The organism is Halorubrum sp. B53 (assembly GCF_059752395.1).
Genome location: NZ_MWTH01000015.1, coordinates 60,783 through 72,730 on the forward strand (window position 1 = coordinate 60,783; position 11,948 = coordinate 72,730).

The window sequence follows — 11,948 nt, forward strand, 5'->3', positions numbered from 1 at the left end:
AAATCGCAAACTAGCTGCGAGATTCGTACTTTATCGTCGACCTTATTACGATGAGCGTACTTCGTCGCGATAATGAGCGAGGACCGGACCATTCTACTCATCGGTAGCGGGCCGATCCAGATCGGACAGGCGGCCGAGTTCGACTACTCCGGCGCACAGGCGTGCCGCGCCCTCCAGGAGGAGGGGGCCCGCGTCGTGCTGGTGAACTCGAACCCGGCGACGATCATGACCGACCCGGAGACCGCGGACCGGGTGTACATCGAGCCGATCACGCCGGAGGCCATCGCGGAGGTCATCCGGATCGAGGAGCCCGACGGCGTCATCGCCGGGCTCGGCGGCCAGACCGGGCTCAACGTCACCGCCGAACTCGCCGAGGAGGGCATCTTAGAGGAGCACGACGTCGAGGTGATGGGGACGCCGCTCGACACCATCTACGCGACGGAGGACCGCGACCTCTTCCGCCAGCGGATGGAGGGCCTCGGGCAGCCGGTACCCAAGTCGACCACCATCTCGCTCGACGAGGACGAGTCGGTCACCGACTTCGACGAGGAGTACTTCCGCGAGCGCGTCCAGGACGCCGTCGACGCGGTCGGCGGGCTCCCCGTCATCGCCCGGACGACGTACACCCTCGGCGGCTCCGGCTCGGGCGTCGTCGACGACTTCGAGAAGCTTGTCGAGCGCGTCCGCAAGGGGCTCCGCCTCTCGCGGAACAGCGAAGTGCTGATCACGGAGTCCATCGCGGGCTGGGTCGAACTGGAGTACGAGGTGATGCGGGACGCCGACGACTCCTGTATCATCATCTGCAACATGGAGAACATCGACCCGATGGGGATCCACACCGGCGAGTCGACGGTCGTCACCCCGTCGCAGGTGATCCCCGACGACGGGCACCAGGAGATGCGCGACGCCGCGCTCGAAGTGATCCGCGATCTGGGCATCCAGGGCGGCTGTAACATCCAGTTCGCGTGGCACGACGACGGGACGCCGGGCGGCGAGTACCGCGTGGTGGAAGTGAACCCGCGCGTCTCCCGCTCCTCGGCGCTCGCGTCGAAGGCGACCGGTTACCCGATCGCCCGCGTCACCGCGAAGGTCGCGCTCGGCAAGCGCCTCCACGAGATCGACAACGAGATCACCGGCGAGACGACCGCCGCCTTCGAGCCCGCCATCGACTACGTGGTGACGAAGGTACCGCGCTGGCCCATCGACAAGTTCGACGACGTCGACTTCGAGCTGGGCACGGCGATGAAGTCGACCGGCGAGGCGATGTCCATCGGCCGGAACTTCGAGGAGAGCCTGCTGAAGTCGCTGCGCTCCTCCGAGTACGACCCGGCGGTCGACTGGGAAACCGTCGACGACGACACCTTAGAGACCGAGTACCTCGAACGCCCCTCGCCCGACCGCCCGTACGCGATGTTCGAGGCGTTCGACCGCGGCTACACCGTCGCGGACGTCGAGGAGCTGACCGGGATCAAACCGTGGTACCTCGAGCGGTTCAAGCGCGTCAGCGACTCGGCGCAGGCCGCCCAGAACGGCGAGTTCGCGCAGGCGGCCACCGCGGGCCACACCAACGCCGAGATCGCCGCGCTGGCCGGCGGCGTCGACGTCGACGCCGTGGAGGCGGACGTTCCCGGCCGGACGTACAAGCAGGTCGACACCTGCGCCGGCGAGTTCGCCGCCGAGACCCCGTACTACTACTCCGCCCGCCAGTCGGAGTTCGAGCGGGGACCGCTGAAGGGCGACGCCGCGGCGGGCGAGCTCGTCGTCGACAAGAGCGTCGACAGCGTGGTCGTCGTCGGCGGCGGCCCGATCCGCATCGGGCAGGGCGTCGAGTTCGACTACTGCTCGGTCCACGCCATCCAGGCGCTCCGAGAGCTCGGCATCGAGGCGCACGTCGTCAACAACAACCCCGAGACGGTGTCGACGGACTACGACACCTCAGACGGGCTGTTCTTCGACCCGATCACGGCCGAGGAGGTCGCCGACGTGGCCGAGGCGACCGGCGCCGACGGCGTGATGGTCCAGTTCGGCGGGCAGACGTCGGTGAACATCGGCGAACCGCTGGAGGCGGAGCTCGAGCGCCGCGGGCTCGACTGCGAGATACTGGGGACGAGCGTCGAGGCGATGGACCTCGCCGAGGACCGCGACCGGTTCAACGTCCTGATGGACGAGATGGGGATCGCCCAGCCCGAGGGCGGCACCGCGACGAGCGAGGAGGAGGCGCTGGCGCTGGCCCACGACATCGGCTACCCGGTCCTCGTCCGCCCCTCCTACGTGCTCGGCGGGCGCGCGATGCGGGTCGTCGAGGGCGACGCGGAGCTGGAGGAGTACATCGAGGAGGCGGTCCGGGTCTCCCCGGACAAGCCGATCTTAGTCGACCAGTTCCTCGACGACGCGGTCGAACTGGACGTCGACGCCGTCGCTGACGGGGACGACGTGCTGCTCGGCGGCGTGATGGAGCACGTCGAGAGCGCGGGCGTCCACTCGGGCGACTCCGCCTGCATGATCCCGCCGCGCTCGCTCGACGACGAGACGATGTCGCGGGTCCGCGAGGTCACCGAGGACATCGCCCGCGCGCTCGACACCGTCGGCCTGCTCAACGTCCAGCTCGCGGTGACCGGCGTCGGCGACGACGACGCCGACAGCGAGGTGTACGTGCTTGAGGCGAACCCGCGCTCCTCGCGCACGGTCCCGTTCGTCTCGAAGGCGACGGGCGTCCCCATCGCGAAGCTCGCGGCGAAGGTGATGACCGACGACCTGACGCTCGCCGACCTCGACGCCGACGAGCAGGTCCCGGAGCACCGCAGCGTGAAGGAGGTCGTGCTCCCGTTCGACCGTCTCCCGGGCTCCGACCCGCGGCTCGGCCCGGAGATGAAGTCGACCGGCGAAGTGATGGGTACCGCCCGCTCGTTCGGCAAGGCGTACGACAAGGCGCAGGACTCGACCGGCAAGCCGATCCCGGAGTCCGGCACGGCGGTCGTCGACCTCTCCGCCGAGGAGTTCCCCGACCCCGACACCGAGGCCGGCGAGGCGCTGGTCGACGGGTACGCGGCGCACTTCGATCTCTCGACGGCGACGGACCTGATCGAGGCCGCGAAGCGCGGCGAGATCGACCTTATCGTCTCGCGTCAGCGCGAGCTGTTAGAGGTCGCCGTCGAGGAGGAGATCACCTACTTCTCGACGCACGCCTCCGCGAAGGCGGCTCTGGAGGCGCTCGACCACGCCGGCGACGACCTCGACGTGATGGCCGTCTCCGACCGGCCGAAGCGCGTCGAGCGGTGGGGCGCGAGCGAGTAACCGGCGGGAACGCCGTCGTCCACTCGCACACCGTTTATAAGAGACCCGCGCTCGCGACGACCTGTTTATAACGAATACGCCGTCGTCCACGATGTCGACGGACTCGATGTCGACAGCCTCGACTATTTATAAGGCTTCGAGCGTCGACCGTTCCACGTCAGTCGCCGCCATCGGTTCGCCCCCGTACTCCTCGACGAAGGAGTCGACGTCGTCCGCCTCGCTGAACGGGATCAGTTCGGGGCCCATGGCGCCGACGACCTCGCTGCGCGCGACGACCGTGAGCTCCGTCGTCCGCGAGAACGCCTCGCTCTCGACGTGTGAGGAGAACATCGTGTCGGAGCCCTCCTCGAACACCTCCTGGTCGACGAGCGAGTAGTCGGTGAGGAACGTCGCCAGCGGGGTCCGGCCCGCGTCCTCGGCGTCGAACAGGTAGGTGTACGTGCAGACGCTGCTGCAGAACTGTCCCGGTCGGCCGCCCTCGGGCTCGTCGTCCTCGAAGTGGATCTGCCCGACCGGACCGGGGTGGTCCTCGACTATCATGCCGCACTCGTCGCAGGCGCGCTCCCCGTCGAGCGAGATCGGCGTGATCGACGCGCTCTCCTCGCCCAGACAGCCGGCGGCCGCGAGCGAGAGGCCCGCGCCGACCCCGGCGAGAAGACTCCGACGCGACACCGACTGACGCTGGTGTTCGGTCATACGTAACCGTTGGAAGACGACCGTCTTAGCCCCTCGGAACCGATTCAAGCCGTCGTTCGAGGAACGAACCAGATCGGCTAAACCCCGGGGCTTCGAAGCCGCACCGTGACGCGTTTCGATCCCTACGGCGAACCGTCGCTCCCGGTTCGGCTCGCTGTCGCGGCGCTCGTCCTCGCCGCCGCGGCCGCGACGGCGGGGGCGTTCGTCGCCGACCCGGAGTCGGCCGCGCCGTCGCCGGTCGCCTACGACGACGTCGTCGAGCTCGGCCTCTCCTCCGAGACGGACGCGCTGATGGCGGGGTCGGCGACGATCCCCCGGACCCAGGTCTTCTACTCGCAGCTCCAGTACGTCGTCGGCTACAACGGCGTCGAGTCGTTCGCGGCGGCGCTCGACGACGGCCGGACGGAACGGCAGTTCGGCTACCCGGTCGTCGCCTACGTCGAGACGTTCGACGACGCGCGGCCGGGGACGACCGAGAGCGGCCTGTTCGACGCCGAGCTGGCCGGCGAGTGGACCCCGGCGCCGGAGGCGATGTACGTCGTCGGGAGCGACGCCCGGAGCCCGGCCGGGGAGACGGTCGTTCCGTTCCGGGAGCGGGGCGCCGCCGAGGCGTTCACCGCCGACCACGGCGGACGGGTGGTGGACTGGGAGGCGGTCCGGAGCCGGTCGTTCGACGTGGACTCCGCGGCGGCGGTGCGCGGGATGGCTCCCGACCGGTGGAACGCGGCCGACGAGCGGATCGCGGCCGCCGAGCGCCGCGCCGACCGGCCGGTCTCCGTCGTCGTCGGCGAGGACGCGCCGACGATCGAGGCGGCGCTCGCGGCCGCGCCGCCGAACACGACCGTCGTCGTCCCGCCGGGGACCTACGAGGAGACGCTGACGGTGACCGAGTCGGTCACGATCGCCGGCGACGACGCGCGGATAAGCGGTGACGGGAACGGGTCGGTGATCACGGTGCGAGCACCGGACGTGGCGATCACCGGAATCGCGGTGGACGGGAGCGGGGGCGAGACGCGCGACCCGGAGGCGGCGCGCGAGGACCGCGACCCCGAGGACGGGGCGTGGGACACTAACATCCAGCTCGGGTACGGCCACGGCGACGCGGGGATCCGCGCGATCGGCGCGCCGGGGCTCTTCGTCGACGACGTGACCGTCGAGGCGAACGCGAGCGGTCTGCTCCTGCGGGAGGGCTCGCGCGCCGCGGTCCGGGACCTCCGCGTCGACGGGGCGGACGAGTGGCAGGACGGGTTCATGGGAGTCACCGGCATGGGGTCGCGGGTGACCGTGACCGACAGCGCGTTCGCTGGCGGCCGCGACGGGATCTACCTCCACCGCGCCGACGGCTCGGTCGTCCGGAACTCGTCGTTCGCGGACAACCGCTACGGCGTCCACCTCATGTACACGAGCGACGCGCTGATCGCCGACAACGCCTTCCGGGACGAGCTGTTCGGCGGGATCACGGTGATGACGCGACCCTCGGGCAACGCGATCGTCGGCAACGACGTGCGGAACTCCAGCGCGGGGATCCAGGCGTCGGGGACCCGGGCGTACCTCGGCTACAACACCCTCGTCGGCAACGAGCTCGGCTTCTCGACCAGCTCGCGCGGGTCGCTGTACGAGCGCAACGTCGCCGCGAACAACGAGCTCGGGGCCCGCGCGACCACGGTCGTCCCGTCGAGCCGAGTCGTCGCGAACGACTTCGTCGGCAACGCGGACCACGCGGCCGCCGGGGCGGGCGCGCTCCGGGTCTGGGCCGACGGCGACCGCGGGAACTACTGGGAGGGGGCGAACGTCGGGATCCACGAGCCCGGCGAGCGCGCGTACCGCCCGACCTCGCCAGTCGACGGCGCGCTCCACCGCGAGGTCGCCGTGGTCGGCGTGCGCGAGTCGCCCGCGGTCGCCCTCCTCGACCGCCTCCGCGGGACGGTCCCCGGCGCGCGCTCGGGGAGCATCATCGACCCGGCGCCGGCGACCGAGCCGTACTCGCCCGACAGAGTCGACGCCGCCCTCGATCCGGGCGCGGGGCCGGTCCACGCCGACTGGCGCGCCCGATTCGACGAGCGAGCGGGGAGCGGAGCCGCTGGATCCCCGACCGAAACCGCTCGGAGCGCGACGAGCGGGGCGGCGACGAACCGGACCGTGACGAGCGGGGTGGCGGATGCCTGACGACCTCGTCGCGAGCCTCTCCGAGGTGGCTCGGACGTACGGCGGCGTCCGAGTGCTCGACGACGTGTCGATCGACTTCGAGCCGGGCGTTACCGCCGTCGTCGGCCCGAACGGTTCCGGGAAATCGACGTTACAGCGGATCCTGGTCGGCGCGACGGAGCCGACCGCGGGCGAGGTCCGGTACCCCGGTGCGACCGGCCCGAAGCCGATCGGCTACCTCCCGCAGCGGGTCCCGTTTCGGGACGGGTTCACCGCCCGCGAGACGCTCGCGTTCTACGCGCGGCTCGTCGACGACGACCCCGACGCGGCGCTGGAGCGGGTCGGGCTCGTCGACGCGGGCGGTAGGCGCGTCGAGGCGCTCTCGGGCGGGATGCGTCGCCTGCTTGGCATCGCACAGGCGGTCTTAGGTGACCCATCGCTCGTGGTCCTCGACGAGCCGGCGAGCGGGCTCGACCCCGGGATGCGCGAGCGCGCCTTCCGCGCGGCCGCCCGGCGCGCCGACGGCGACACCGCGGTCGTCGTCTCCTCGCACGCGCTCGACCTCGTCGACGCACACGCCGACCGCGTCGTGATCCTGGGACAGGGGCGTGTCGCCGCCGCGGGGGCGCTGGACCGACTCCTCGAGGAGCGCGACGTGGCCGACGCGAGCGAGCTCTACCGCGCCGTGATTGAGAGTACCGGAGCGCGGGCGAGCGACGAGGGAGACGCGGGCGACGGGGGCGGCGGTGACGGCGATCCAACGGAGGGAGACGGCGAGCGCGAGGAGAGCGACGACGCGGAGCGGGACGTCCACGTCACGGGGGTGTCCGACCGATGAGCGGCCGCCTCTCGGCTGTCGCGACCGTGTTCCGCCGCGAGCTCGCGACGGTGATCCGAACCCCCGGCTACGGCGTGTTGGCGGTCGGACTGTTCGTCGCCCTCGGCGGACTCCTCGCCGCGGGCGGGGGCGGCGCGACCGGCTTCGTGCCGGCGGTCGTCGACCTGCTCCTCCCGACCGAGGCCTTAGTCCCGCTCGTCGCGGTGGTGTTGGGCTACCGCGCGCTGCTCACCGACGCCGCGAGCGGCGAGCTCGCGGTGATCCGGACCTACCCGGTCCGCGTCGGCGAGTACGTCGCGGGGGTGTTGCTGGCGCGGACGGTCGCGCTCGTCGCCGTCGTCGGCGTCCCGTACGCGGTCATCGGGGGGGTCGTCTGGCTGACCGCCGCGCCGGACACGGGGATCTTCGCGACGCATTCGGGGGTCGACTCGCCGCTGTTGTACCTGCGGTTCCTCGCGTTCGTCCTCCTCTTAGGCGCGGCGTACGTGTCGCTCGCGGCGGCCGTCTCGGCGCTCGCCGCGAGCCGCCGCAGCGCGATCGCGCTCGGCGTTCTCGCCTTGGTGGGGGGCGTGCTCGGCGGCGACCTCGTCCTGCTCCGGTCGCTCGCGGCCGGGGCGTCGCCGACGACGGTCCCCGCCTCCATCGCGCTCGCGCCGAACGGAGCGTTCCGCGGGCTCGTGTTCGAGCACGTGATCGGGGTCGCCTTCGCCCCGGAGGGCGGGTTCGTCGCCACCGGACTGGCGGTCGGGTCGCTGGTCGGCTGGACGCTCCTCGGCGTCGCCGTCGCGGGCGCGACGCTCGCGTTCGGTCGCCGCGTCGACGCCGCGATCGAACGCGTTCGCAGGGGGATCGGGGACTGAGCGCGCGGCGAGGGACCCCTTCCCGGTCAATCCGAGCGCGCGTCGTCCCCCACCGACCCGGGGGCGTGAGCGTACACCGCGTAGAGGACGAGCGCGGCGATCGTGAAGTCCAGCCCGTGTTCGAGGAAGTGGTGGACCGGCATCGGCACGACGCCGAGGATGGTGCCCGCGCCCACGACCGAGCGGGCGAGGAGGGCGCCGACGGCGACGCTTATCAAGGCGTACTGCGCGCTCCGGCGACGGCGATACGCGGCGAGGCTCACGAGGAAGAGGGCCCCCGTTCCGACGCCGGCGACGAGCACGACGGCGAGCAGCGGCAGCGACCCCTCGACGCCCCAGCCGCCGGCGGTCGCTGTCGGGGGCACCGTAGTCGTCGCCGTGGCGGTCGCGGTCGCGACCGCGGTCGCGGAGGTCGGGCTCACGCTCTCGACTCCTACTGCGGCGGGCGATAACAATACTCTCCCGGTCGCTCCCGCGCGGATAGAACGCGCGGGCCCGTTTTAAACACCGACCCGGTAGCTCGAGATAAGCACCCATGTCGGACACCAGAGCCCGGGTCCGTCGACACGTCCGCGACACGCCCGGCGTCCACTTCAACCGGGTGAGCCGCGACCTCGACATCGCCACCGGACAGGCGCAGTACCATCTCCGCCGCCTCGTGAGCGACGACGAGGTCGCCGTCGAGCGGATCGGCGGCCGCGCCCACTACTTCGACCCGGCGTTCGACCCGTGGGAGCGACGGGCCGTCGCCTTCCTCCGTCGCGAGACCGCCCGCGGGATCCTCGTCCGGCTCCACGCCGAGGGGCCGACCCGCCCCGCGACGCTCGCCGACGAGCTGGACCTCGCGCGGAGCACCGTCTCGTGGCACGTCTCTAACCTGGCCGAAAGCGGGATCGTCGAGCGGTCCGACGACAGCCCGATGCGCGTCTCGCTCGCGCGCCCCGAGCAGACCGCGGCGCTCCTCGACGAGGTGTCGGGGTCGCTCCCGGACCGGATCGTCGATCGGTTCGTTCGGACCGTCGACAGCCTCCTCGAGTGAGCGGCGTCGCCGTCAGTTCGTCCCGTCGCCGCCGTCGCGTTCGTCGATCGCACCAGATCCGTTAGGGCCGCCGCGCGCGACCGATCGATCATGAGCGGGTTCGGGGATGGTATGCGTGGACTCGGAGACGGCATGCGTGAACTTGGAGACGGCATGCGTGAACTCGAGGGCGGCGTCGACTCGCTCGACGTGACGTCGCACGTCCCCGCGACGGCGACGTGTGAGCCCGCGGGGGACGATCCACTCGGCGGAGCCGCTGAGCCTCGGCGTGTTCCTGCTCGTGGGGCTCCTCGGCGGCGCACACTGTATCGGCATGTGCGGCCCGCTCGTCTCGACGTACGCGGACCGACTGCGGGACGGCGCCGCCGGCGACGGCGCCGACCGCGGCGCGAGCGGCTCCGGCGGCCGCGGTCGCGCCGGCGGCCGCGGTGATCTCACCGTGCGACAGGTGCGCCAGCACGCGCTGTTCAACCTCGGGCGGACCGCGAGCTACGCCGCGATCGGGGGCCTGTTCGGCCTCGCCGGGAGCCTCGCGTTCGTCACGGGTCGCACCGTGACGACGGTCGCCGACGACGTGCACGCGCTCACCGGCCTCGTGGTCGGGGCGGTCGTCGTCGCGATCGGCGTGCGGTACGCCCTCCGACTGGAACTGCAGCGGATCCCGGTCCCCGGGATCGAGGCCGCCTCCGGGGTCGTCACGGATCGGATCGTCCCCCGGGTCGACGCGTGGGTCGGTAACTGGCGGATCGTCGGGCTCGGCGCCGCGCACGGGCTCCTGCCGTGTCCCCTGTTGTACCCGGCGTTCCTGTACGCGTTCGTGCAGGGGAGCGCGCTCGGCGGCGCGGCCGCGCTCGCCGCGTTGGGCCTCGGAACCGTGCCAGCGATGTTCCTCTTCGGCACCGCGTTCGGGTCGGTGAGCGTCGAGACCCGCATGCGGCTCCACCGGGCGCTGGGCGTCGCCTTCGTCGCCCTCGGCTACATCCCGCTCCAGCACGGGCTCGCGACGCTCGGCGTCCCGCTGCCGCACCTGCCGATCCCGTACTACTCGCCTTTATAAAGGGACGAGCCGAGTGCGGCGTTCGACGCCCGCACCAGACCGGTTATGCGACCGGCGTCCGTCGGATCGGGTATGCAACGGCGAGCGGTACTCGGCGGAATCGCCGCGGCGACGATCGGCGCGACCGCCGGATGCACGTCGGTGCTCGGCGGCGAGCCAGAAGGTGTCGTGCTCGGGCCGCAGGAAGACCAGCTCGCGGACAGCGAGGACCTCGCGTACCCCGCGTACGGCGAGCCGCTCCCCGCGTTCGAGCTGCGCGACCCGATCGCCGGGATCACCATCGACAGCGAGGCGCTTAACCGCACCGCGATCGTGACCGGGGTGTTCACCTACTGCCCCGTGGAGTGCGGGATCCTCCTGCGGCGACTGGTCGGCGTCCAGCGACGCGTCGCCGACGCTGGACTGACCGACGAGACGGTGTTCCTCCCGATCACGTTCGACCCCGAACGCGACGACGCGGCGGCGCTCCGCGAGAACGCCGAGACGATCGGCGTCGACCTCGACGCGGGCAACTGGCACTACCTCCGCCCGGAGAGCCCGGAGCGGGCGAAGGCGATCGTCGAAGACCGGCTCGGGATCGGCTTCGAGAAGACGACCGAGAGCGAGCGGCTCCCCGGCTACGACTTCACGCACGCCGTCGTCACCCTGCTCGTCAACCCCGACGGGATCGTGGAGCGCGCGTACCGCGGCGAGCAGATCGACCGCGACCGCGTCGCCGGCGACATCGAGACGGTCGTCGAGGCGTTCGACGAGGAGTGAGCCGTCGGGGGAACGCACAAGCCCTCCGCCCCCCTCCGGGTCGGTATGGACGTCGACGTGCTGCTGTACGACGGCTTCGACGAGTTGGACGGGATCGGCCCGTACGAGGTGTTCGACTACGCGCTGGGCTACGCCGCCGAGGGCGGGGACCGCGCCGGGCGCGTCCGGTACGTGACCCTCGACGAGCGCGAGTCGGTGACCGCGAGCCACGGGACGCGCGTCGGCGTGGACGCGACTATGCCCGGACCGGACGCCGGCGAGGCCCCCGACCTGCTGGTCGTCCCCGGCGGCGGGTGGAACGCCCGCGACGAGGAGGCGAGCGCGTGGGCGGAGGCGCAGAAGGGGGACGTGCCCCGCGCGCTCGCCGCCCACCACGCGGCCGGCACGCGCATCGCCTCGGTGTGTACCGGGTCGATGCTGCTCGCGGAGGCCGGCGTCACCGACGGGCGGCGCGCGGTCACCCACGCCGGCGCGATCGACGAACTGCGCGAGTCCGGCGCCGAGGTCGTTGACGCGCGCGTCGTCGACGACGGCGACCTGCTCACCGCGGGCGGCGTAACCTCCGGTATCGATCTGGCCTTATATATCGTCGAGCGGGAGTTCGGCCGGGAGATCGCCGACCGCGTCGCCACCGTCATCGAGTACGAGCGTCGGTACGCGGTCGCCGGTCCGGACGGGGAGAGCGCCGAGCGGTCGGAGTAGGGAGTCGAGCGCACACGGAGAGCGTTTCCGCCGCGACCGCGGTCTCAGTCGTCGCCGTCGTTGGGCAGCGGGGCGCCGGACCCGTCGTCCTCGGCCTCGTTGCTCGTGGTCTCGCCGTCGGCCGCGACCGTGATGACGGTGCAGTCGAGCTCGCTGCGGAGGAACGCGTCGATGTCGGGATCGGAGAGGAGCTTCTGGACCATCCGCCGCCAGCGACCCGCCTGCTTCGAGCCGATGACGACGACGTCGGCCTTCTCGGCGACGATCTCCTCCAAGATGGTCTCCTCGACGAGGAACCCACGCCGGACGACGTACCGAGCCCGGTCCACCTTGCCGATCCGGTTCTCGACGGCGCGCTTGAGGTCGCTGCGGGAGACGCCGCCGGAGTTCTGATAGAGGTCCACGTGGAGGACCGTGAGGTCGGCGCCGCGCTCCTCCGCGACCCGGACCGCCTCCCGCAGCGTCGCCTCGGAATGCGACGACGGCGGGAACCGGACCGGGACCACGACAAGAGTCATGTCCGTAAGGTTGCATGCGGGGGATAAATACGCTGTCGGT

10 protein-coding genes and 1 pseudogene are annotated in these 11,948 nt (G+C 71.6%); 8 read left to right on the top strand and 3 right to left on the bottom strand.

The window, feature by feature from the left end:
• The first annotated feature begins 72 nt into the window (after positions 1-72).
• Entirely contained in the window at positions 73-3,294 is a 3,222-nt protein-coding gene (gene carB / locus B4V06_RS12745) for a carbamoyl-phosphate synthase large subunit (protein ID WP_498170117.1), read from the top strand.
• Positions 3,295-3,420: 126 nt separating this feature from the next.
• On the opposite strand, the gene B4V06_RS12750 is transcribed toward carB, so the two are convergent.
• Positions 3,421-3,990 (bottom strand): nitrous oxide reductase accessory protein NosL, encoded by a 570-nt coding sequence (locus B4V06_RS12750; protein ID WP_123112361.1) that lies wholly within the window; start codon positions 3,988-3,990, stop codon positions 3,421-3,423.
• A 105-nt stretch (positions 3,991-4,095) separates the two neighbouring features.
• Between B4V06_RS12750 and B4V06_RS12755 the strand changes: the two genes are divergently transcribed.
• Genes B4V06_RS12755 through B4V06_RS12765 form a run of 3 tightly spaced genes read left to right on the top strand, consistent with a single transcriptional unit; the run spans position 4,096 to position 7,833 of the window.
• Positions 4,096-6,156, top strand: a complete 2,061-nt coding sequence (locus tag B4V06_RS12755; protein ID WP_123112362.1) for a NosD domain-containing protein — start codon at positions 4,096-4,098, stop codon at positions 6,154-6,156.
• A complete protein-coding gene (locus B4V06_RS12760) occupies positions 6,149-6,973 on the top strand; it encodes an ABC transporter ATP-binding protein (RefSeq protein WP_123112363.1) in 825 nt (274 codons plus the stop codon). The genes B4V06_RS12755 and B4V06_RS12760 overlap by 8 nt, the downstream gene beginning before the upstream one ends.
• Entirely contained in the window at positions 6,970-7,833 is an 864-nt protein-coding gene (locus B4V06_RS12765; protein WP_123112364.1) for an ABC transporter permease, read from the top strand. The genes B4V06_RS12760 and B4V06_RS12765 overlap by 4 nt, the downstream gene beginning before the upstream one ends.
• Before the next feature lie 26 nt (positions 7,834-7,859).
• Here the strand turns inward: B4V06_RS12765 and B4V06_RS12770 are convergent, their stop codons facing one another.
• Complete coding sequence (locus B4V06_RS12770) at positions 7,860-8,198, bottom strand: DUF7471 family protein (RefSeq protein WP_123114821.1); 339 nt, start codon at positions 8,196-8,198, stop codon at positions 7,860-7,862.
• Between the two features lie 170 nt (positions 8,199-8,368).
• Between B4V06_RS12770 and B4V06_RS12775 the strand changes: the two genes are divergently transcribed.
• From B4V06_RS12775 to B4V06_RS12790, 4 genes and pseudogenes are all read left to right on the top strand, one after another.
• Positions 8,369-8,872 carry a winged helix-turn-helix transcriptional regulator gene (locus tag B4V06_RS12775; RefSeq protein ID WP_123112365.1) on the top strand — a complete coding sequence of 168 codons (504 nt, stop codon included), beginning with the start codon at positions 8,369-8,371 and terminating at the stop codon, positions 8,870-8,872.
• A 153-nt stretch (positions 8,873-9,025) separates the two neighbouring features.
• Positions 9,026-9,929: pseudogene (locus B4V06_RS12780) on the top strand (sulfite exporter TauE/SafE family protein).
• Positions 9,930-10,001: 72 nt separating this feature from the next.
• Positions 10,002-10,688, top strand: coding sequence for an SCO family protein (locus tag B4V06_RS12785; protein WP_123112367.1), 687 nt, complete (start codon positions 10,002-10,004; stop codon positions 10,686-10,688).
• A gap of 45 nt (positions 10,689-10,733) precedes the next feature.
• Positions 10,734-11,390 carry a DJ-1/PfpI family protein gene (locus B4V06_RS12790; protein WP_123112368.1) on the top strand — a complete coding sequence of 219 codons (657 nt, stop codon included), beginning with the start codon at positions 10,734-10,736 and terminating at the stop codon, positions 11,388-11,390.
• 44 nt (positions 11,391-11,434) lie between these two features.
• On the opposite strand, the gene B4V06_RS12795 is transcribed toward B4V06_RS12790, so the two are convergent.
• Entirely contained in the window at positions 11,435-11,908 is a 474-nt protein-coding gene (locus B4V06_RS12795) for a universal stress protein (RefSeq protein WP_123112369.1), read from the bottom strand.
• Positions 11,909-11,948: the final 40 nt, after the last annotated feature.

Coding starts and splice junctions, on each gene's coding strand:
- B4V06_RS12765 (WP_123112364.1), top strand. CDS start 6,970: ATGAGCGGCCGCCTCTCGGCTGTCGCGACCGTGTTCCGCCGCGAGCTC.
- B4V06_RS12775 (WP_123112365.1), top strand. CDS start 8,369: ATGTCGGACACCAGAGCCCGGGTCCGTCGACACGTCCGCGACACGCCC.
- B4V06_RS12795 (WP_123112369.1), bottom strand. CDS start 11,908: ATGACTCTTGTCGTGGTCCCGGTCCGGTTCCCGCCGTCGTCGCATTCC.
- B4V06_RS12750 (WP_123112361.1), bottom strand. CDS start 3,990: ATGACCGAACACCAGCGTCAGTCGGTGTCGCGTCGGAGTCTTCTCGCC.
- B4V06_RS12760 (WP_123112363.1), top strand. CDS start 6,149: ATGCCTGACGACCTCGTCGCGAGCCTCTCCGAGGTGGCTCGGACGTAC.
- B4V06_RS12785 (WP_123112367.1), top strand. CDS start 10,002: ATGCAACGGCGAGCGGTACTCGGCGGAATCGCCGCGGCGACGATCGGC.
- carB (WP_498170117.1), top strand. CDS start 73: ATGAGCGAGGACCGGACCATTCTACTCATCGGTAGCGGGCCGATCCAG.
- B4V06_RS12790 (WP_123112368.1), top strand. CDS start 10,734: ATGGACGTCGACGTGCTGCTGTACGACGGCTTCGACGAGTTGGACGGG.